Origin of the sequence: Nocardia australiensis (genome assembly GCF_020733705.1) — a bacterium.
In the GTDB taxonomy this organism is placed as follows: domain Bacteria; phylum Actinomycetota; class Actinomycetes; order Mycobacteriales; family Mycobacteriaceae; genus Nocardia; species Nocardia australiensis.
Map to the genome: position 1 here is coordinate 2,613,664 of NZ_JAJFZM010000001.1, position 19,898 is coordinate 2,633,561.

Annotated in this window: 19 protein-coding genes and 1 riboswitch; of the genes, 10 read left to right on the top strand and 9 right to left on the bottom strand. The window is 64.9% G+C overall.

What is annotated here, in order from left to right:
* Window positions 1–19: 19 nt before the first annotated feature.
* The gene (gene metX, locus LKE06_RS11715) at window positions 20–1,168 is read right to left on the bottom strand and encodes a homoserine O-acetyltransferase MetX (protein ID WP_372477328.1); all 1,149 of its coding nucleotides are present in this window, start codon (window positions 1,166–1,168) and stop codon (window positions 20–22) included.
* On the bottom strand, window positions 1,165–2,511 hold the full coding sequence (locus tag LKE06_RS11720; RefSeq protein ID WP_227998637.1) for a bifunctional o-acetylhomoserine/o-acetylserine sulfhydrylase: 1,347 nt from the start codon (window positions 2,509–2,511) through the stop codon (window positions 1,165–1,167). Before LKE06_RS11720 ends, metX begins: the two co-directional genes overlap by 4 nt.
* An 87-nt stretch (window positions 2,512–2,598) precedes the next feature.
* Window positions 2,599–2,709, bottom strand: a riboswitch (SAM riboswitch).
* Between the two features lie 624 nt (window positions 2,710–3,333).
* Between LKE06_RS11720 and LKE06_RS11725 the strand changes: the two genes are divergently transcribed.
* Complete coding sequence (locus LKE06_RS11725; RefSeq protein WP_227998638.1) at window positions 3,334–4,551, top strand: NADP-dependent isocitrate dehydrogenase; 1,218 nt, start codon at window positions 3,334–3,336, stop codon at window positions 4,549–4,551.
* A 343-nt stretch (window positions 4,552–4,894) separates the two neighbouring features.
* Window positions 4,895–6,172: an MFS transporter gene (locus LKE06_RS11730; RefSeq protein WP_227999417.1), complete on the top strand. Its 1,278-nt coding sequence runs from the start codon at window positions 4,895–4,897 to the stop codon at window positions 6,170–6,172.
* A 1,397-nt stretch (window positions 6,173–7,569) separates the two neighbouring features.
* On the opposite strand, the gene LKE06_RS11735 is transcribed toward LKE06_RS11730, so the two are convergent.
* Window positions 7,570–8,202 carry an LppP/LprE family lipoprotein gene (locus tag LKE06_RS11735; protein WP_227998639.1) on the bottom strand — a complete coding sequence of 211 codons (633 nt, stop codon included), beginning with the start codon at window positions 8,200–8,202 and terminating at the stop codon, window positions 7,570–7,572.
* A 102-nt stretch (window positions 8,203–8,304) separates the two neighbouring features.
* Entirely contained in the window at window positions 8,305–9,216 is a 912-nt protein-coding gene (gene ephH / locus LKE06_RS11740) for an epoxide hydrolase EphH (RefSeq protein ID WP_227998640.1), read from the bottom strand.
* Window positions 9,217–9,241: 25 nt separating this feature from the next.
* Between ephH and LKE06_RS11745 the strand changes: the two genes are divergently transcribed.
* Genes LKE06_RS11745 through LKE06_RS11755 form a run of 3 tightly spaced genes read left to right on the top strand, consistent with a single transcriptional unit; the run spans window position 9,242 to window position 10,991 of the window.
* The gene (locus LKE06_RS11745) at window positions 9,242–10,021 is read left to right on the top strand and encodes an exodeoxyribonuclease III (RefSeq protein WP_227998641.1); all 780 of its coding nucleotides are present in this window, start codon (window positions 9,242–9,244) and stop codon (window positions 10,019–10,021) included.
* On the top strand, window positions 10,018–10,494 hold the full coding sequence (locus LKE06_RS11750) for a guanyl-specific ribonuclease (protein ID WP_227998642.1): 477 nt from the start codon (window positions 10,018–10,020) through the stop codon (window positions 10,492–10,494). Before LKE06_RS11745 ends, LKE06_RS11750 begins: the two co-directional genes overlap by 4 nt.
* Window positions 10,494–10,991, top strand: a complete 498-nt coding sequence (locus tag LKE06_RS11755; RefSeq protein ID WP_227998643.1) for a barstar family protein — start codon at window positions 10,494–10,496, stop codon at window positions 10,989–10,991. The genes LKE06_RS11750 and LKE06_RS11755 overlap by 1 nt, the downstream gene beginning before the upstream one ends.
* Before the next feature lie 4 nt (window positions 10,992–10,995).
* Here LKE06_RS11755 and LKE06_RS11760 read toward each other — a convergent pair whose 3' ends face one another.
* A complete protein-coding gene (locus LKE06_RS11760; protein ID WP_227998644.1) occupies window positions 10,996–11,628 on the bottom strand; it encodes a TetR/AcrR family transcriptional regulator in 633 nt (210 codons plus the stop codon).
* A gap of 149 nt (window positions 11,629–11,777) precedes the next feature.
* On the opposite strand from LKE06_RS11760, the gene trpS reads away from it, so the two are divergent.
* The gene (gene trpS / locus LKE06_RS11765) at window positions 11,778–12,812 is read left to right on the top strand and encodes a tryptophan--tRNA ligase (RefSeq protein ID WP_227998645.1); all 1,035 of its coding nucleotides are present in this window, start codon (window positions 11,778–11,780) and stop codon (window positions 12,810–12,812) included.
* A 54-nt stretch (window positions 12,813–12,866) separates the two neighbouring features.
* Window positions 12,867–13,901 (top strand): inner membrane protein YhjD, encoded by a 1,035-nt coding sequence (yhjD, locus tag LKE06_RS11770; RefSeq protein WP_227998646.1) that lies wholly within the window; start codon window positions 12,867–12,869, stop codon window positions 13,899–13,901.
* A gap of 133 nt (window positions 13,902–14,034) precedes the next feature.
* Here yhjD and LKE06_RS11775 read toward each other — a convergent pair whose 3' ends face one another.
* Genes LKE06_RS11775 through LKE06_RS11790 form a run of 4 tightly spaced genes read right to left on the bottom strand, consistent with a single transcriptional unit; the run spans window position 14,035 to window position 17,178 of the window.
* Window positions 14,035–14,745 (bottom strand): ESX secretion-associated protein EspG, encoded by a 711-nt coding sequence (locus LKE06_RS11775; RefSeq protein WP_227998647.1) that lies wholly within the window; start codon window positions 14,743–14,745, stop codon window positions 14,035–14,037.
* Window positions 14,745–16,172 (bottom strand): hypothetical protein, encoded by a 1,428-nt coding sequence (locus LKE06_RS11780; RefSeq protein WP_227998648.1) that lies wholly within the window; start codon window positions 16,170–16,172, stop codon window positions 14,745–14,747. The genes LKE06_RS11775 and LKE06_RS11780 overlap by 1 nt, the downstream gene beginning before the upstream one ends.
* A gap of 2 nt (window positions 16,173–16,174) precedes the next feature.
* Entirely contained in the window at window positions 16,175–16,810 is a 636-nt protein-coding gene (locus tag LKE06_RS11785; protein ID WP_227998649.1) for a DUF3558 domain-containing protein, read from the bottom strand.
* A complete protein-coding gene (locus LKE06_RS11790; protein ID WP_227998650.1) occupies window positions 16,807–17,178 on the bottom strand; it encodes a hypothetical protein in 372 nt (123 codons plus the stop codon). The genes LKE06_RS11785 and LKE06_RS11790 overlap by 4 nt, the downstream gene beginning before the upstream one ends.
* Before the next feature lie 356 nt (window positions 17,179–17,534).
* On the opposite strand from LKE06_RS11790, the gene LKE06_RS11795 reads away from it, so the two are divergent.
* The 3 genes from LKE06_RS11795 to LKE06_RS11805 all read left to right on the top strand — a co-directional run bounded on the left by LKE06_RS11795 (window position 17,535) and on the right by LKE06_RS11805 (window position 19,739).
* Window positions 17,535–18,413, top strand: a complete 879-nt coding sequence (locus LKE06_RS11795; RefSeq protein WP_227998651.1) for a helix-turn-helix domain-containing protein — start codon at window positions 17,535–17,537, stop codon at window positions 18,411–18,413.
* Complete coding sequence (locus tag LKE06_RS11800) at window positions 18,410–18,613, top strand: DUF397 domain-containing protein (protein WP_227998652.1); 204 nt, start codon at window positions 18,410–18,412, stop codon at window positions 18,611–18,613. Before LKE06_RS11795 ends, LKE06_RS11800 begins: the two co-directional genes overlap by 4 nt.
* A gap of 520 nt (window positions 18,614–19,133) precedes the next feature.
* Complete coding sequence (locus LKE06_RS11805; protein WP_227998653.1) at window positions 19,134–19,739, top strand: dihydrofolate reductase family protein; 606 nt, start codon at window positions 19,134–19,136, stop codon at window positions 19,737–19,739.
* Window positions 19,740–19,898: the final 159 nt, after the last annotated feature.

Consider the following 19,898-nt stretch of genomic DNA (forward strand, 5'->3'; position numbering starts at 1 on the left):
GCAGGCGCTGCCAAACAACTCAGCGCAGGCGAGCCAGCCGCATGGTCTCGGTCAGCAGCTTCGATATCGCGGCGGCCTCGGTGAGGAATCCGTCGTGCCCATCGCGGGAATGGACGATCTCCAGGCCGTCGCATCCGGGTAGGCCATCGGCGATTTCCTGCTGTGTGTGTAGTGGATACAGTCGATCGGAGTCGACGCCGCCGACCACGCACGGCACCGGTGTTGAGGCGAGCGCCGCCGCGATGCCGCCGCGCCCGCGCCCGATGTCGTGCCGACACATCGCCTGGGTGAGCAATACGTACGTGGCCGGATCGAAACGGTTGCAAAGCTTTTCGGCCTGATATTCCAGGTAGCTCTGCACCGCGTAACGGCCGCCGCGCCAGGGATCCTCATCGCCCTGCGGGAGGTTCTCGAAGCGGTGGTCCAGCTCGCCCTCGGTGCGGTAGGTCAGGTGCGCGATGCGCCGGGCGATCCCCATGCCTGCTTTCGGAGCGCGGCCGGTGTCGTGGTAGTTACCGCCCTGCCAGTCGGGATCGGCCTTGATGGCGGCGATTTGCGTTGTCTGGGTGCCGATCTGGTCGGCGGTGGCGCGCGCGCCGACCGCGAGTACCAGCGCCGCCGTCACCCGCTGTGGTGCGGTGACCATCCACTCCAGCACTCGCATGCCGCCCATCGAGCCGCCGACCACAGCGGCGAGCCGGTCGATGCCGAGCAGGTCGAGCAGTGCCGCTTCCGCGGTTACCTGATCCCGGATGGAGATCTCCGGAAACCGTGTGCCCCATGGCTTTCCGTCGGGTGCGAGCGAGGCCGGTCCGGTGCTGCCCTGGCAGCCGCCCAACACGTTCGTCGCGACGACACACCACTCGTCGGTGTCCAAAGGCGCGCCCGGACCGACCATGCCGTCCCACCAGCCGGGCATCGAATGGATGTCATCGGGCTGACCGACGACATGCGAGTCGCCGGTCAACGCGTGTTCGACGAGCACCACATTGTCCAGCGCCGGAGAGAGCTCACCCCAGCGCTGTAGGGCCAAGTGGACGTCGGGGACGACGGCGCCGTTCTCCAGCCGCACATCCCCGATGGCGATCATGCCGAGCTGCCCATCCGGCGGTGGCAGGGCCACTGCCGTGACGGGACGAGCAGTACTCGGTTCGGCGCCCACGGTCACGTCGCCGCCGCGGCGAATCCGGTTCGTAGATCGGCCAGAATGTCGTCGATTCCTTCGATGCCCACTGCCAGCCGGACCAATCCGGGTGTGACGCCGGAAGCCAACTGCTCCTGCGGTGTGAGCTGCGCGTGCGTTGTCGATGCTGGATGGATTACGAGAGAACGCACATCACCGATGTTAGCCACATGGCTGTGCAGGACTAATGCGTCCACGAACTTCTTGCCGGCATCGACCCCGCCGCGCAGCTCGAACGCGACGATCGCGCCCGCACCCTTTGGTGCGAGTTGCCCGGCGCGCTCGTGCCACGGCGAGGACGGCAGGCCCGCGTAGGCTACCGACTCGACGCCGGGTTGGTCGGTCAGGAACTCGGCCACCGCCTGCGCGTTGGCGACGTGTCGTTCGATGCGCAGGCTCAGCGTTTCGATGCCCTGACTGATCAGGAACGCGTTGAACGGTGATACTGCGGCGCCCAGATCACGCAGCAACTGCACGCGAGCCTTCAATGCGTAGGCCGCAGCGCCGAGATCGGCGAACACCGCACCGTGGTAGCTGGGGTCGGGCGTGGTGAAACCGGGGAAACGTGCCCGGCCCTGTTCGTCGCGGACGGTCCAGTCGAAGGTGCCGCCGTCGACGATCACACCGGCGACGGCGGTACCGTGCCCGCCCAGGTACTTGGTCGCCGAGTGCACGATGATGTCGGCACCGTGCGCGAGTGGCTGGATCAGGTACGGGGTGGCCACCGTGTTGTCCACGATCAGCGGCACGCCGGCGGCATGCGCGACAGCGGAGATGCCGGGCAGGTCGAAGATGGCGCCGCTCGGGTTGGCGATGGTCTCGCCGAAGAACGCCTTGGTGTTCGGGCGGACCGCGGCGCGCCACTGCTCGAGGTTGTCGGGATCCTCGACGAAGGAGACCTCGATGCCGAGCTTGGGCAGCGAGTAGCGGAAGAGGTTGTAGGTGCCGCCGTACAGGTGCGGGCTGGACACGATGTGGTCGCCCGCCGAAGCCAGATTCAGGATCGCGAGGGTTTCCGCGGCCTGCCCGGAGGCCAGCAGCAGTGCGGCCACGCCACCCTCGAGCGCGGCGACGCGTTGCTCCACGACGTCATGGGTGGGGTTCATGATCCGGGTGTAGATATTGCCGGGCTCGGCCAGACCGAACAGCGCGGCGGCGTGATCGGTGTCACGGAAGGCGTAAGAGGTGGTCTGGTAGATCGGGAGGGCGCGTGCGCCGGTGGCCTTGTCGGGGGCCTGTCCCGCATGGACCTGCTTGGTCTCGAAGGACCACTGCGCGGGGTCGGATGTCTGGTCGAGATCGGACGCGGACGCGTTGGGGTCACTCATGTCGTGCTCCAAAGGGGTTGTTCGCCAGAATTACTTGGTTATCGGGGTGTGGGCGACGGACAACAACACATAGGGGTTACCTCCTGAATGGCGCGCTTGCTCTCGGCTTTCGAGAGCCCGGTCATCACCCGGAGCACCCCACCGCTGCTGGAGGGTTGCCGTCCAGCGAGCCGGGGCTTGGCGCTGGCACTCATGACCTGTCGGCATCATAGCGGGCGGGCGGCCGCGATCGAAACTCGTTGGCGATTTCGGGCCGATTCGCCGGGTGGGGTGCTTGGTATACCTGCATGAATTCGCGATATGACGTGGCTAACCCGTTGTGGGCTGATCGACCGAAACGGCCGACTGTCGACAATCTGATGGTCCGCGGCTCGAATCCCCGTCGGAGTCTGCGCTTTTCGCCCCATCGCCGCGCGATTGCGAGTATCGGATTGCGGTACGTGGACTCGCTTTTGTGATGCCGAGGGCCGGTTGTGGTGACGGCGACTACACGGCGGTGGCCGGCCCCCGAAAAGTGGTCGGTACCACTCATTGCCTACCGGTCGGTAACTATTTCGAGCATGTCGACTCGGGGGGCTGCCCACAGGGGTAGATCGTTAGCAGCAGTACGCTTGTCTTGTTTACACCACACGTCTCGCGGACAACGCGAGACATATACGTTGTCTGTTGGAACAGCTGGGGTCCGCTCACAAGCGTGATTGCGGCATGAGCGTCAGGCCGGAGGCGGCAGCTTGCCTCACCATGAAGGCCGAGTGAATGCCGCCTGTCGAGCACAGCCTGGCCGTGCAATGAGGGCACCATCCTAGGAGGACGCGAAGATCCATGTCCAAGATCAAGGTTGAAGGCACCGTCGTCGAACTCGATGGCGACGAGATGACCCGGATCATCTGGCAGTTCATCAAGGACAAGCTGATTCACCCGTATCTCGATCTGAACCTCGAGTATTACGACCTGGGCATCGAGTACCGGGACAAAACAGACGACCAGGTGACCATCGACGCCGCCAATGCCATCAAGGAGCATGGTGTCGGTGTGAAATGCGCCACTATCACCCCGGATGAGGCGCGGGTCGAGGAGTTCGGCCTGAAGAAGATGTGGCGCTCGCCCAACGGCACTATTCGCAACATCCTCGGCGGCACCATTTTCCGTGCCCCGATCATCATCTCCAACGTCCCGCGACTGGTGCCGGGCTGGACCAAGCCGATCATCATCGGCCGTCACGCGTTCGGTGACCAGTACCGCGCCACCGATTTCAAGGTGCATCAGGCCGGAACCGTCACCCTCACCTTCACCCCGGAGGACGGTAGCGAGCCGATCCAGCACGAAGTGGTGAAGATGCCCGAGGACGGCGGCGTCGTCATGGGGATGTACAACTTCAAGAAGTCGATCGAGGACTTCGCGCGGGCCTCGCTCAATTACGGTCTGCAGCAGAACTATCCGGTGTACTTGTCCACCAAGAACACCATCCTCAAGGCTTACGACGGCATGTTCAAGGACACCTTCCAGGAGGTGTTCGACGCCGAGTTCAAGACCCAGTACGACGCGGCCGGCCTGACCTACGAGCACCGGCTGATCGACGATATGGTCGCCTCCTCCATGAAGTGGGAGGGCGGCTACGTCTGGGCCTGCAAGAACTATGACGGCGATGTGCAGTCCGATACCGTCGCGCAGGGCTTCGGCTCGCTCGGCCTGATGACCTCGGTGCTGCTGACCCCGGACGGCCGTACCTGTGAGGCCGAGGCCGCGCATGGCACGGTCACCCGGCACTACCGTCAACACCAGCAGGGCAAGCCGACCTCGACCAACCCGATCGCGTCGATCTTCGCGTGGACCCGTGGCCTCGAGCATCGCGGCAAGCTGGACAACGCCCCCGAGGTCATCGGTTTCTCGCAGACCCTCGAGGATGTCGTCATCAAGACCGTCGAAGGCGGCCAGATGACCAAGGACCTGGCCGCGCTCGTCGGCGGCGACCAGGGCTATCTGACGACCGAGGAGTTCCTCGGCGCACTTGATGCGAACCTGGCTCGCGCCCTGCGCTGATCGGCATAGGCGCTCGAGGCAGGAAATCGGGCACCCGGCCCCACAGACCGTGGGACGGGTGCCCGATTTGTTTTCCGGAGGTCCCGGTCGGTCAGTGATTGACGCTCGGCTCGATCATCGAGAACCAGTGCGGCCGTGGCTCGTTCGCGGACGGACGCGCCGAGCCATCGGGATTTGCCATGCTGACCTGCGCGATTTCCCGGCTTCACGGTGGCCGATGTCACCTCATCGCGGGGGAGCGAATCCGATGCCTCGCCGGTTACATGAAGACGTGACAAGTCCCGTAGCCGCACCGCTGTCCGCACCTGTCGAGACCGAGCGGACGGATTGGCATATCCCGGCGATGCTGGCCCTGGCGCTCGGCGGGTTCGGGATCGGGACCACCGAATTCGTCACGATGGGGCTACTGCCCGATATCGCGAGCACCATGAACGTATCGGAGCCGACCGCCGGACACGCGGTGTCGGCCTATGCGCTCGGTGTGGTCGTCGGTGCGCCGTTGATCACGGCGTTGTGTGCGCGGGTCCCGCGTAAACGCCTGCTCGTTGTGCTGATGGTCGCGTTCACGATCGGAAATGTCGCGACGGTCATCGCACCCACCTTCGACACTCTCGTACTCGCCCGATTCCTCGCCGGACTGCCGCATGGCGCCTACTTCGGCGTGGCCTCGCTGGCCGCCGCGACACTCGCGCCGACCGGGCAGCGAGCCAGGGCCGTTGCCGCGGTTATGCTCGGCCTGAGCGCCGCCAACGTTGTCGGTGTTCCTGGCGCCACCTGGCTCGGTCAACATCTCGGCTGGCGCGCCGCCTTCGTGATTGTCGCCGTGATCGGCCTGGCGACCGTGGCCGCGCTACTGCGCTTCGTACCGGAACTCACCGGCATTCGTACCACCAACCCGATGACCGAACTCGGCGCTTTGCGGCGTTCACAAGTCCTGCTGACCCTGCTGGTCGGCGCGATCGGGTTCGGCGGCATGTTCGCCGTCTACACCTACATCGCCACTACCCTCACCGACGTCTCCGGCCTGCGTGCCGGTCTGGTTCCGGTGGTTCTCATGCTCTTCGGCCTCGGCATGGTGACGGGCAACATCATCGGCGGTGTGCTGGCCGACCGTGGCGTCGATCTCTCGATCTTCGCCGCGCTCGCCGCGATGGTCGTCATCCTCGCGGGTTTCGTTGCCGCCGCGCACAATTCGTACACCGCCGCGTTCGGCGCTTTTCTCATCGGCGCCTCCGGTGCCGCCCTGGCTCCGGGCTTACAGACCCGCCTGATGGACGTGGCCGCTGACGCCCAAACCCTCGCCGCCGCCCTGAACCACGCCGCGCTGAATATCGCCAATGCCGCAGGCGCGTGGCTCGGCGGGCTGGTCATCGCCGCGGGCCTCGGCTACACCGCGCCCGCCGCGGTCGGTGCGGGCCTGGCCGTGCTCGGTGTACTTCTGTTCACCTGCACGGTCTGGACTGCCCGGCGCGGCCGTTTCGGCGCTGACTCAGGTGCCGCCGGTGGCGTCGAGCCACTTCTCGTAGGTCCTCACCGGGCCCAGCCGAGCCGCGACTTCGGCCGCGACGTCTCCGCTGGCGTCGATCTTCGCCGGCAAGAGGTTGCCGTCGAGGATCGTTGATGCCAGCACCCTCGAGTAGCCGTATTGGTCGTCGGGGTCGTCGCGCCCGAGGTTCGCTCGATGCGGATCCTCGGGTTGGAGATTGAAGAATTCGCTCATGACCTCGTTGGGTGCGGACGGGTCGTGCTGCTGCGAGATGGCGTCGAATCGGGCGCGCTGCGAGTCCGTCAGCAGCTCGGTATGTAGGTGGAACGGCGTTCCGGGACGGTCGGCGAGGCTGCCGGTCAACACGACGACGTTCGGTTCGTTCTGCCGCGCGGCCCATTCTTGCAGGCTCAACGGCCGCGTCGGGTCGTAGGTGGGGTCGATGACCCCTATCGTTTCTCGCCCGTCAGCGGTGCGCATTCGGATGGTCGGCGCGGTGTGGTTGCAGAAGGGTTGTTCCCCTCCCGGTGCCTTGATGCGCCATTCCATATCGCCCTGTGCTGAGCGCACGGTGACCTCCTTGTGGTGGCGGCCTTCGGCTTCGGTGAAATGGACGCCCTCGAATTCGACCGTCCTGGCGGCCGGATCCACCCGCCCGATGTCGGCGTGCATTCGTTGCGCGAACGTGGGATCGGCGTGCCAGTCCTTTTTCATGACCGCGCTGGTGGCGTAGGCCCGTTCCAGACCGTCGGCCGACAGATCGGGTACGAACGATCGCGCGATTCCGAGAGCGTCCGCGGGCACGCCGAGATGGCGCAACTCGGACAGAATTGCTTCGGCCCGCTGCCCGCACGCTGTGTTGACGTGAAAGGGAAGTGGCAGCCCAGCGGCATGCCGCGTCAGCTGACCGGCGCCGACCGGGCCGTAGCTCCTACCCGCGTTCCGCACCGATACGGGATCGTCGAGTCCGGAACGATCGGCGGAACTGTCGCGTCCGGCGGAACTTGCCGTCACATACCTTCCGGATTGTGCGTCGAGGTTTTCCTCTTGCCGAGTCCCTTGGCGGACTTCATGACTCAGGCCGTGGAGCGGACGAACAAACGCTTGGGTCGTGTCGTGGATCTTGCTGGCCAGCGTGTGGGTGAACCGACACAGCAGTCTACTGATTTCGCCGCTCACACCTCCTCACCGATGGCCGTCGAGTGATTGCGGCCAGGGGCCGAAAGCGGCCAGATGTGTTGTGCCGGTGCGGTAGTCGCCGATCGAACACGGGGTGTCGTTCGGCGACGGCTTCAGCAAGGCCACGTGTGTGAGAGCGAAATGCGTACTGGGTGTAAGGGGGCGGGTGTCGACGCCGGGTTTCGTCCTCGAGTTCCCACGGGTCGATCATCGCATTGGTCGCATCGATCTACGAAACTCGGGCGTGGTTGGGGTGAGGGCGAAATGGCTTGCTATGCAATCGTTCTGGCGGCTTGGTAGCATGCGGCACCCGGAGCGTGGTGGTCCAGCGGCGGTTGGGCCCGGGCGATGGTTTATCGGAGGGCTGGGGGTTGGCCGATCATTTGTACTGTTGAACCGTCCCAGTGGAAGGACACAGGGGTGTAGGTGCCGTCGGGGCAGGCGTTGCAGCTGCCGGGGGTCTTGTAGGTGAGTCCCACGGTGTCGTCGGTGGTGTGGGTGGGGTCGAGGCTGATGAAGGCGCCGGCATCGGGGGTTGCGGGGCCGAGGTAGGTGCCCTTGTTGAACAGCAGGATTTGCTGGGGAGAGCTGGCGGTCGCGCCTTCGATGGTGACGATTGCGGCTGACAGGGTGGCGCAGGGGTCGAAGTTGCCCTCGTAGGTCGCGGGGTTCTTGGCCCACTGCCAGGTGGTGCCCGGGCTGCCCGATGGTTGGTAGGGGGGTAGGCCGGCGACGGCGGACTGCACTTGCGCGCCGCCCAGGTCGACTCCGCACACCGCGGCCTGCGTGGTCGTGGTCGCAGCTGAACCGCCGGGCCGGCTGGTACCGGGCGGGGTGGTCACCGCGGTCGTCTCCGGGGCGGAGGTTGCTACTTCGCTCGCGGATGTGGCATGTGCCGGTGCCGAGTCGGTGCTGTTGGATCCGCAGCCGATCAACGAGAACGCCACTGCGACAGTGGCTCCAGTGCAAAGGATCGTATTGCGCATGATCGGCAGTGTCGCAGGGATGGCGGGCGATCGCGCGCAGACACCACGATCTGACGCTGGTGTCGAGTCGAATCGGCCATCGGGCGGTAGCTCCCAGGCCTGTCAGACCGCGCGCAGGCGTGTTCGGCTGGCGTAGATGTGTTCGGCGATGAGCGTGGCGATGCGGTCGGGCGCCTCCAACATCGGCACGTGGCCGACGCCGTTGACCAGGATGCGGTCGGCGGAGTCGGGGAGTTCTTCCAGGAACCGGCGGGCATAGACGCGATTCGGCATGATCCGGTCATATTCGGCCATCAGCAGGCGCACCGGAGTCGTGAGGGTCGAGAGGTCCTCGAGTGCGGGGGCGCGCCCGCTGCCGAGGATCATCGGCAGCATGACATCGCAGTGCAGCGCGGCGGCGACCATGGCCGCGGCATCGCGACGCGCGACGGCCGCCGCGTTCTTGCTGAGCAGCAGCAGCGCGAAGCGTTGCGCCAGCGGGTTATTCACGGCGAATCCGCCGAGGCGTTTGCCGATTTCGACGATCGGGACCAGCGAGAGGAACTTCATGCCGATCCGGAACTCGGTGAGCGACGGCGAATTCCAGCCGCCCGCTGGGGCGATCGCGGTGAGTGTGCGGGCCCGGCCACGGCGGGCCAATTCGAAGCCGACCCAGCCGCCGAGTGAGTTGCCCGCGATATGGCATGTGCGCCAGCCGAGTTCGTCGAGTTGATCCTCGATCCGATCGGCAAGGGCGTGGACATCGACCGACCAGCCGTCTATGGCCTCGCCACCCCAATGCCCCGCGAGCGCCGGGGCGAATACTTCGCAATGCGATGACAACCGGACGGCCACCTGTTCCCAGCAATGCGGCGAGAGCATGAATCCGTGCAGCAGCAGGACGGGATAACCGGACCCCGAATGCAGTGCCTTTATCGGCTGCGGAGTGGTCGCGGACTTGGCGACAGCGGACTTTGCTGTGTTGGAGGTCATCGTCGACACCCCTTCCTGGACGGCGGTGTCCGGGCAGATCATCTGACCAGCATTGTACGGTCGTCACGTGACTTACATCGTCTCAACGGTCAACGTCAACGGCGTTCGCGCTGCTGCGGGCAAGGGCATGCTCGCGTGGCTCGCGGCCACCGAGGCCGACTTCGTCTGTGTGCAAGAGACCCGTGCAACCAACGAGCAAACCCGGGCGGCACTCGCGCCCGCCCTGGATGCCGGATGGTGGCTGACGCTCGCCGAGCCCGAATCCAAGGGCCGGGCGGGGGTCGGAATTCTGTCCCGCCGCGCGCCGCGCGAGGTGCGGATCGGCTTCGGCAGCACGGAGTTCGGTGCGTCGGGCCGTTATGTGGAGGCCGATTTCGAGGATGTCAGCGTGGCCAGCGTGTACGTGCACTCCGGCGACGTCGGCACTGCGCGTCAGGATGAGAAGTACCGGTTCATGGCCGAGCTCGGGGCATATCTCACCGCTCGTACCGGCGAATTCGTGGTGAGCGGTGACTGGAATATCGCGCCTTCGGAGCTCGATATCAAGAATTGGAAGGGCAATGTGAAGGCGGCAGGTTTCTTGCCCGAAGAACGGGCCTGGATCGCGGAACTGCTCGCGGCCGGTTATGTCGACGTGGTGCGTGAACTACATCCGGGGGTCGATGGTCCATATAGTTGGTGGTCCTATCGCGGCCGCGCATTCGATAATGATTCGGGCTGGCGCATCGACTACCAGCTGGCCCGCGGCGAGTTGGCGGCCCGCGCCAAACAGGCGGTCGTCGAACGCGCCGCTTCCTACGATCAGCGCTGGTCCGACCATGCGCCAGTGACGGTGCAGTACCGATGAAACTCTCACCGAAGACGATGCGTGTCCTGGCCGCGCTCGGCGCTCTTATCGTCGCTCTGGTTGTCGCGGGGTTCGAGCTGGGCGGCGGTGATACCGATCCGGCCGCGAGTTCGAGCACTTCCACTGTTCGCGCTACCGCCGCGGTGGCGGCACCGGGCGCGACCAAGGCGTCGGATCCGACGCGCGTGGCCGGTGTGCCGGATCGCGCGTATACGACACTGACCGAGATCGACGCGGGTCGCTGGCCGGGCTCGGCGAACGCGCCGGGCACCAAGGGCGGTGACAGGTGGATGAATCGTGGCGGTGATTTACCGGCCAAGGATGCCGCGGGCAAGGCAGTCACCTATCAGGAATGGGATGTCAATCCCAAGCAGCCCAGCCATTCTCGCGATGCCGAACGTATCGTCACCGGCAGCGACGACTCCGTCTGGTACACCGGCGACCACTACAAGACCTTCACAAGGATGCGTTGATGACCGCGCCGATTCCGTTGTCGCGCTTTCTTGCCCGGCCCACGGCGGCCGAACCATCCGGCTCGTTCCGTTCCGTCTCGGCGTCGCAACCCGCGCTCGGCGCGCTCGCCGTCGACGCCGCCGAGTTGAGCGCGGTGCGTTTCCAGTCACCGTCCGGTTACGTGGTGCGTGAACTACGCGGCCCGAAGATGCGTGCGACCCTCGGCATTTTCGACGAGTTCGCCGCCGCGTTCCAGTTCCCGTACTACTTCGGTGAGAACAAGGATGCCTTCGACGAATGCCTGCGTGATCTCGACGATTTCGTCGGGGAAGCCGCCGGATACGTTGCGGTGATCCGTGATTCGGTCCAGCTACTCGCTGATCAGCGCGAGGACCGGGCCTGGTTCAGCGCGGCGATCGGTGACGCCGCCGCGCACTGGTCGCGTAAGGACATCGCTTTCCGTGTGGTCCTACAGGGACAGCCGCAGGTCCCGGGCGTCGTCGCATTGGCTCCGTGAACCCTTAGCTCAGCTTTCGCGCCAGATCCTCGCCGAGCAGCACGAATACGTCGACGGTGTGTTCGATGAGTTCGTCGCGGGTCAGCGGCAGGTCGTTTTGTAACCAGGCGGTCAGGGTCTGCACCAGGCCACCGACCAGGTAGGTGGCGCGGAAGTCGATGGCCGGGTCCGGCGGGTCGGCGATGCCATAGAAGTCGATCCCCTCGGCGGCGACCATTCGGGCGAACGCGCGCACCGTCTGATTCACGCGGGCCCGCAGTTCCGGTGTCGCCATACCCGCGATCAAGGCGACGTGCGCCTTGCGTGGGTCGTCGGTGAGCAGATGGATGCCCGCGGTGACCGCGGCGTGCGCCTTGGCGTGGGGGTCTTGCGGCGCGGCGTGCAAAGCCGCGACGATCGTGCCCGCCAGTTCCTCGGCGATGCCATCGACCAGGGCGGCTAGTACGGCCTCGCGGCTATCGAAGCTCTCGTAGTAGTACCGCTCGTTGAGGCCGGCCCGCGCGCACAGCCCGGCGACAGTGAGTTTGGCCAGGCCATCGGTACCGATGATTTCCAGCGCGGCGTCCAGCAGCGCCGTGCGCCGCTGGGCTCGGCGCTGTTGCGCGGAGATCCCGCCGTAGGTCCGTTGCGCTGCCACAGCTCGATTCTGACAGACTCGGCGCGGCGCAAGCTGGTCTCCCAGCGTGAGCGCCAGTTGACGCGCACCGGACGCCCGAGCATGCCCGCGTGGATCCGCGCGACTGGGCGGCGCGAAATTCCGCTTGAACCTCATGCGAAGATCGACGCATGTCCAGTCCTGCTCAGACGTCCCCGGCCGCTGAAAACAAGCAGCGTGTGCTGTCCGGGATCCAGCCAACCAGCGACTCCTTCCACCTCGGCAACTACCTTGGGGCGCTGCAGTACTGGGTGGCCATGCAGGACGACTACGACGCGCTGTATTTCATCCCGAACATGCACGCGATCACGGTGCCGCAGGACCCGAAACAACTGCGTGCGCGGACCAAGGTCGCCGCGGCCCAATTGCTCGCGCTCGGCATCGACCCGAAGCGTTCCACCCTTTTCGTGCAGAGTCAGGTGCCCGAGCACGCCGAGCTGACCTGGGTCCTCAGCTGCATCACCGGCTTCGGTGAGGCCAGCCGGATGACCCAGTTCAAGGACAAGTCGGTGAAGCAGGGATCGGACAACGCGTCCGCTGGACTGTTCACCTACCCGATGCTGATGGCCGCGGACATTCTGCTCTACCGCGCGCATCAGGTGCCGGTCGGCGAGGATCAGCGGCAGCATCTCGAGTTGACCCGAAACCTGGCGCAGCGTTTCAACACTCGATTCAAGAAGACGTTCGTGGTCCCGGAGGCGCACATCGTCAAGGGCACCGCGAAGATCTACGACCTACAGGACCCGACGGCCAAAATGAGTAAGTCGGCGTCGAGTGACGCGGGCCTGATCAACCTACTCGACGACCCGAAGGTCACCGCGAAGAAGATTCGGTCCGCGGTCACCGACACCGAACGCGAGATCCGCTATGACCCGGAGCGGAAGCCGGGGGTCAGCAATCTTCTGGTGATCCTGCACTCGCTCACCGATACCCCCATCGTCACGCTCGAGCAGGATTATCAGGGCAAAGGCTACGGCGACCTGAAATCCGATGTCGCCGACGCGCTGACCGGATTTGTCACGCCTTTACGGGCGAAGGTGGAAGAGTATCTGGCGGATCAGGGCGAACTCGATCGCATCCTCGCCGCCGGCGCTGAGCGTGCGCGAGAGATCGCCGGCAACACCCTCGCACAGGTATACGACCGGGTGGGCTTCTTGGCCCGGTAGCGACTGCTCGCAGCTCGCTAGAGGACCAGCGAGACTCTGCGAAGGGCGATACAGGTGCAGGCGATCGACAACGTCAAGGCGTGGATCGAGCGACGGGTTCAGCGGCGTCCGTGGCTGGACCATATGGTTCGGGCCGGTGGGCGCTACCAGCAGCAGCGCGGCGACTACTACGCGGCGGGGATCACGTATTTCACGGTGCTGTCATTGTTTCCGCTGTTGATGGTTGCCTTCGCGGTCGCGGGTTTCGTGCTGTCCAGTCAGCCGGATCTGCTCACTGAGCTGCAAGACAAGATCGTGGCGAACATACCGGGTTCGCTCGGCACTCAGCTCAACGATCTGATCGATCAGGCGATCCGCTCCCGGGGGGCTGTCGGCACGCTCGGTCTGCTCACCGGTGTTTATTCCGGTCTCGGCTGGATGGCCAACCTACGTGCGGCACTCACCGAGCAGTGGGATCAGAAGACCCCGGATGGCAATTGGTTGCTGACCAAGCTGTCGGACCTCGGTGCACTGATCGGGCTCGGCCTGGCCTTCGTGGTGTCGCTCGGTCTTTCGGCGCTCGGCTCGAGCGGTCTGGGGCCTCAACTGCTCACCAGCCTCGGGATTTCCCATCTGATGGGCGGGCGCCTGCTGCTCGCCCTGCTGTCGACCCTGCTCGGGTTCCTGGCGTCCTGGGCGGTGTTCGCCTGGATGATCGCGCGGTTACCGCGTGAGGCGGTGACGCTGAAAAGCGCGGCCAAGGCGGCGGCGCTGGCCGCGGTGGTTTTCGAGCTGTTCAAATTCGTCGCGGCCGTTTATCTGCAAGCCGTATTGAGCAGCCCCGCTGGTGCGGCGTTCGGCTCGATCATCGGCCTGATGGTGTTCAGTTACATCACCTACCGCATTGTCCTGTTCGCAACAGCCTGGGCCGCAACAGCTTCCGACAATCACCGGGAGGCGCCGATCGCCCCGCCCGGTGCCGCGGTGATCGCGCCGCACGTGCGGGGCGCCGGCCCTTCGATGACAGCGGGCGCCGCCTACTTCGGTGCGGGTGCCGTAGCCGCCCTCGCGCTTTCGGAATTGCGTCGGTTGCCGAGCCGTCGTCGCTGATCGTTCGAGGGGAATCGGCGCGCACGCCGACGCCAACGGACCGATCGCTGGGCAGCGGGTGATCGCCGCGACGCTGAACTACGGTGGGAAATTCGGTCCGCATCGGCCCGGCTGAGGGAAGCTACCTCCGCTGTCACACGGCGGTTTGGGTCAGACGGGTGATCTCGCGACGTATTTCGGCCTGGCCGTAGGGCACGATGTGAAAGTCGTTGTGCTCGCGATGGTAGAGATAGCGACCGTCGCCGTCGATGTCGAACCAGTTCAGGAATTCCGGCGCGGGCGGTCGCGTACCGCGCGGGTTGCGGAGGCACTCCACGGTTCCGGCACCTGATCGTGGGGCACGTAACAGGCGATAGACGCGGTCGGCCGTGGTTTCCTTTGTGCCGGTCCAGGATTCGAGGCCGGTACGCAGGCGATCGACATCTTCGGCGATAGCGGGATGACGTCCCGGGGGAACGTTGCCGAGCACTGCCGTGAACACCTTGGGCACCATCGCGGCGGTACCGACCTCGACGAGGATATTGCTACCGAAATCGGGTGTGGGGCCGGGCCGTTGGACCAGCGTGACACCGATGTCGGTGTCGATCGCGCCGTAGGCGCGCAGCGGTCGTTTCAGAGATCCGGTGAGCGCCAACGATGTCGCGGGATCGGCCGCCACCCGCAGTACGGCGGAGAGGTCGGGATCTGCGTGCAGCGGCAGACTTCGGTCGAGTTGCCGGGTGAGTTGTTCGTATTCGTCTTCCCACCGCACCGACGCGATCAGGCGCAGCGGGAACGGATACCGGTCCACGCCCGTCTCTCGCCAGATGTGCATGAACTCGTCGGGCGTGAACTCCCACCTCATTAGTAGTAATCCTCGCTGTTCGCGCGTCGCGACGGATTCTGCTGCGATGAATGCTGCTCGGGCGCACTCGGCCGGGTCGCTGCCGCGTCGTCTCCGATCGTCGGCGGCACTGTCGGGCGCCATGGGCCGAGTAGTTCTTCTTCATGATTTCCGATGAGGTAATCGGGGGTTTCGCGTTTCGACTCGGAATCTTCTTGCTTCTTGCCCGGAGCGGACCCCGGCATACCGGACATGCCGGACCGTCCGGCCGCCGCGCGGTTCGCTGCGGCGGGAGCCGTTGTCGCGGCGGAACTTCCACCGGCGGGCATGCCGCTGACGGTGCGTCCGGGGCTCGGTGTGCTGATTCCACCGGGCGCGGGTGTGCTGCCGCTGCCGCCGGGGGTGCCGCTGCCGCCGGGTGCGGGTGTACTGCCGCCGGGTGTGCCGCTGCCGCTGGGCTGCCCCGAATCGATCGCGCCCGCGCCGGGAACGCTCGCCCCTGCGGTCATGGTGTCGTCACCGGGGGTGGCGGAGGATTGCTCCGATTGCTGCCCGGTGCTCGAATTTTCGCCGGACCCTTCGGGTTCCACCGGGGTCGGGTCGGGACCCGATGTCGGTTGTTTGCCTGTCTGGTCGCCACCCGTACCGTCGCCGCTCGTGCCGTCGCCGCCGGCGTTGTTGCCGCCGGGAGGACCGTCGCCGCCACCGCCCTCGCCCGGCAGCGCGACCGGCACGAAGGTCGGGACTCCGGTACCTGCCGGCCCGTAAGTCGGTTTGTAGCTGTTGTTCATGGTGTCGATCGCAGTGCGGTACAGCGCCTCGACTCCGCGCTGGTAGGCGACTTCCGCACTGTCTCCGTCACCCGCGAGCCCCGCGCCCACCGCGGAGATGATCACCTGCGCCGGGTCCAGCGTGCTCGGCGAGCCCGTCTGTCCGTTCGCCGCGCTGGGCGGCGGCACCGACATCTTGACGACCTCGGCGGCGTGCGCGACCCCCTTGACCCGATGCCCGCACGTACTGATCACCTGCTGCACATCGCTGGCCTGCTGATAGAACTTCTGCGCGGCGGCGACGGCCGCATCGGCCATCTTCCCCTCGATACCGTCCGCGAGCGCTTTCTGAATCGCGACGTGCATACCGAGCAGCCCGCCGCTCAATGTGTCGGCAATGCTGATCCAGGTATCGGCCTGCTGATGCATGACACCCGGACTCATCTGCGTGACGTTGCGGTAGATCTCCTCGTGCGTATGGCCTTCGAACAGTTCCATCTGGGCGATATAAGCCGGATCGGCACCGTTATCGGCAACCGACTGCTGCGCCCCCTCCGCCCCCTGCTGCTGGGCACGCGATCGGGAACTCGGTTGTGCGACATCAGGTTTCGCGCCCGCGCCGAAGGTGCTCAGTGCTGCGGGATTGTCATTGATATTGATGTAGCTGGGTCCGGTCATCGCTAGTTGTCCTTGCCGATTTCCGGTTCGATGGTGGAGGCGATGTCGGAGACGCCGTCGCAGGGGTCGAGGTCTCGTGGGGCGCGGTCGGTGAGATAGACGTCGGTCTGTACGAACCCAACCTTCGTCCGTAAGTCGATCTGACAGTTGCGACTGACCTGTGGATCGCGGACAAGCAGGGCTTCGCGGCCGTTCACGGTAATCGGCTTGCTGTAAGAGCCGACCTTAACGAGGTTCTCTGCCCAAGTTGCGTTCCCCGAGTTCAGCATCAGGGTTCGTGCAACTGAGTGGAAATCGCAGGTGAGGAAGCTGTACTCGGCCACGAGGTCGTCGCCACGTTTACGAGATGCGGGATCGAATCCAGCTCGCTGGACTGCGTCGTCGCTGATCCAGGTGCATGGGTCGAATACGACCTTGGGGCGTCCTGTGCTCGCGGTGTACTGGTTGTCCTGCGTGGGCGGCTGGAGCTTCGGGTTCGTGAGCGTCGGATGAGCCGATTGCGTCCCAGCAGACGATGCGGTGGCCTGGCTCGAGTCGGCCGGGTGCTGTGCCGTATCGCTGCCGGATGAACAGCTCGCAGCCAGTGAAGTGGCCGATGCCGCGAGCAGCGCCAGTACGGTATTGCGAATTCTCGTCATGACTGCACCTCTGACTCGGCGGTGGTGATCGATTGCGCAAACATCGCGTCGGCTTCCTCCACCAACTGACCAGCTCGTAGATAGGCCGCCGCCATCTTCTGTGCTGCTTCCTTCATTCCCGTGAAGGCGTCTGTCATCTTCACTGCCTTGCCGGAGAATCCGTCTTGAAGCTGCTTGGCAGACTCGAATCCCCCGAATCCCTCAAGCTTGTGCAAGCGCTGGGATCGGTCGATCTGTGGATCGAGCGTCGTTTCAACGAATCTGGTGTAGACCTCGGCACACCGTCGTGCGGCGTCGGCTTCCATCCGGAACGTTCCCCCTGTGGCCTGCTGGTACAGAGCGTTCGCCGCTGACTGCCCCACTTCCATGACTGGCCCTCCCTCGGCATATGCCCGGTCACTTTACTGGACGCATGAAACAGGCGATCGGTTCCATCGAGACGCGGGGGCGCTCCGGATGGGTTCGATCCTGCGGGTTTGTCGCGTGTCGTGGCTTGGTGCGCCGAGGCGAACTCCGCGTGCGTGCGATGAGGCGGTCCAGGGTGGATCGGACCCGCGCATCGAACGAGACTGTGCCGGTGTCCAATTGCGCTGCGAGATCGCCCCGAAATGCAACTTATCCTGGGGTTATGTGCTGATTGCATGAGAATCCGCGATGTAGTCGCCATGCGAGATTCTTGCGTGATCTGCTGGCGCGAACGGATGAAACCTGATGGGAGGCGGGCATGTCGGAGGACGGATCGACGCTGGCGCGGCGACAGCTGGGGAAGTATCTGCGCAACGGGCGCGAGGAGTGTGGGCTGACGCTGCGGCAGGCGGCCGAGCTGATCGATCGCAGCGGCAGCACACTACAGCGAATCGAGAAGGGCACGGTGGCGCATTTGCGCGATGTGGATCTCGAGGCGCTGTGCAAGATTTACGAGTTCGACCCCAACCACACTGCTGCGATGAAAGGGCTTGCGGCGCAAGGTAATGAGCTTAGTTGGTGGTATGAGTACGGCGACGTGATGCCAGCGAACTTCGACTTCTTTGTCGGGCTGGAGGCGTCGGCACGGCGGCTGACGACCTACGAGTTCGAACTCGTGCCGGGGTTGTTGCAGACACCGGCGTATGCGAGTGTGCTCATCCGATCCGGGTATCCGGATGATAATGCTGAGGAGCACGCACGCCGAGTGCAGTTGCGGATGCGTCGGCAAACGAGAATCACCCGCAAGCATCATCCGGCGACGCTCGACGTTATCCTGCGCGAGCCAGTACTGCGGGGGATGGTTGGCGGATCGAAGGTCATGGCAACCCAACTGAGGCATCTCGCCGACATGAGTATCCGCTCCAACGTGCGGTTGCAGATTCTCCCATTCAGCGCGGGATTCCCCCTGGGGGACGCGGTCGGTCCATTCGTCATCGTGGAGTTCGGCACGGATAGGCAGGGACAGACGGTCGAGCCGCCGGTGGTCTTCACCGAGAATTTCACGGGGGACTTGTATCTTGCGAAACCAGCTACCGTTCGGCGATATCATGAGGCGTACGAGGGCCTCCGGCGAAGCGCGATGGATCCCATCGACAGCCGTGCTCTACTCACGCGAATGGCGAAGGAGTACGCGTGAACATTGATCTGACCGGTGCCGACTGGTTCAAGAGCAGCCGCAGCGGTGCCAGCTCGAACTGCGTCGAAGTCGCCTTCCTCCCGAATCACATTGTCGGCGTACGTGATTCGAAGAACCCCACCGGCCCGGCACTGACATTCACCTCCGCCGAATGGTCGGCCTTCACGAGTGCGGCGACTCGCGGCGAGTTCAACAGCTAACGGCGGCGTCCGTGCCCAAGTGTAGGGTCTCAGAAGTCGTGGCCAAATCTCAGAATGATTGGCCACGGCTTGGCCAATTGGCCACGGTTTTGAGCTTCTGCTCCCTCTGCTGACCAGTTGGTGGGATGATTTCCGCCATTTGCGGTCCACAGCAGGAGGATTCGGTTGGCGAGTTCGGTTCCGCACGCTTCGCTGGGTGGATTGGCATGCTCAGCCGGTGCAGTGATCGCAGCAACCCTCCGCCGACTGACTGGCCGTTCATCGGCATTCCTTCTTGGCGATCGGCTCGAAGCGTGGTGGTCCGACTGTCCTGTAATGGACTGATCCTGGCCGGGATCACGTCCTACCACCAGTCTTAAGTAGCCGATTACAGGTTCGCATCGATGTGGTTCAGCGACGGCCGGGAGCTAAGCCAGTGGATCGGCATGGTCGTAGGTTTCCTCGTTACCCCACAGCTCGGCCGATGAGTTTTTGGCTCCCGACCGGTCAAAGCTCATGACACCTAGGAAAGGACACCGCCATGTCGGAGCTTCTCGTCGACTTCATCACCTCCCTCGACGGCCACGCATCGGGAGAGGGATGGCCCGGTTTCTGGGGCCTCGAGGGCCCGGAGTACCTCGCATGGCTCGGCGAGCAGCCCGAGGCCACCCACCTGATGGGAGCGAACACCTACCGCCTGATGTCGGGCTTCGCCGCCGGCGAGGTCCCCGATGGCCAAGACGAGTTCAGGCCTGAAGAAGAGGCGTCCGTCGACGGGCTCACAAAAGCGTCCAAGGTGGTGTTCTCCTCCTCACTCGAGGAGCCACTGACGTGGGCCAACTCCACGCTTGTCCGCGACGACGCCATCGAGGCGGTCCGCGCCATGAAATCGAGTGGTTCGGGGCTCCTCACCACGATCGGCAGCCTGAGCTTGTGCCGGTCCCTGCTACGAGCCGGACTCGTCGACCGATTCCGGGTCGTGATGTTCCCGGTCATCACCGGTGCCACGGGCGCAGAACGTATCTACGACGGCTATCCGGACGTTGCCCTCGAGATGATCGAGCACCGCACCTTCGATGGCCGCATCCAGCTGGTCGAGTACAAGCCCCGCGTCCTCGAGCACCCCCCGCTCGGTGCCCCTGCGTGACGTCGCCTGTCCACCGGTCCGGACCGCCGCCAGGTCTGGCATCCAGTCCGGCATTCCAGGTATCGGCGGTGGCTGGACCGAAGAAATGCCATCGAACTGAGACGGAACCCGCTGGCCACAGCGTGAGACAAACCAGAAAGGCCCAGGTCGATCAATCGA

Coding starts and splice junctions, on each gene's coding strand:
- LKE06_RS11720 (WP_227998637.1), bottom strand. CDS start 2,511: ATGAGTGACCCCAACGCGTCCGCGTCCGATCTCGACCAGACATCCGAC.
- LKE06_RS11725 (WP_227998638.1), top strand. CDS start 3,334: ATGTCCAAGATCAAGGTTGAAGGCACCGTCGTCGAACTCGATGGCGAC.
- LKE06_RS11730 (WP_227999417.1), top strand. CDS start 4,895: ATGCTGGCCCTGGCGCTCGGCGGGTTCGGGATCGGGACCACCGAATTC.
- LKE06_RS11735 (WP_227998639.1), bottom strand. CDS start 8,202: ATGCGCAATACGATCCTTTGCACTGGAGCCACTGTCGCAGTGGCGTTC.
- ephH (WP_227998640.1), bottom strand. CDS start 9,216: ATGATCTGCCCGGACACCGCCGTCCAGGAAGGGGTGTCGACGATGACC.
- LKE06_RS11750 (WP_227998642.1), top strand. CDS start 10,018: ATGAAACTCTCACCGAAGACGATGCGTGTCCTGGCCGCGCTCGGCGCT.
- LKE06_RS11755 (WP_227998643.1), top strand. CDS start 10,494: ATGACCGCGCCGATTCCGTTGTCGCGCTTTCTTGCCCGGCCCACGGCG.
- trpS (WP_227998645.1), top strand. CDS start 11,778: ATGTCCAGTCCTGCTCAGACGTCCCCGGCCGCTGAAAACAAGCAGCGT.
- LKE06_RS11775 (WP_227998647.1), bottom strand. CDS start 14,745: ATGAGGTGGGAGTTCACGCCCGACGAGTTCATGCACATCTGGCGAGAG.
- LKE06_RS11780 (WP_227998648.1), bottom strand. CDS start 16,172: ATGACCGGACCCAGCTACATCAATATCAATGACAATCCCGCAGCACTG.
- LKE06_RS11785 (WP_227998649.1), bottom strand. CDS start 16,810: ATGACGAGAATTCGCAATACCGTACTGGCGCTGCTCGCGGCATCGGCC.
- LKE06_RS11790 (WP_227998650.1), bottom strand. CDS start 17,178: ATGGAAGTGGGGCAGTCAGCGGCGAACGCTCTGTACCAGCAGGCCACA.
- LKE06_RS11795 (WP_227998651.1), top strand. CDS start 17,535: ATGTCGGAGGACGGATCGACGCTGGCGCGGCGACAGCTGGGGAAGTAT.
- LKE06_RS11805 (WP_227998653.1), top strand. CDS start 19,134: ATGTCGGAGCTTCTCGTCGACTTCATCACCTCCCTCGACGGCCACGCA.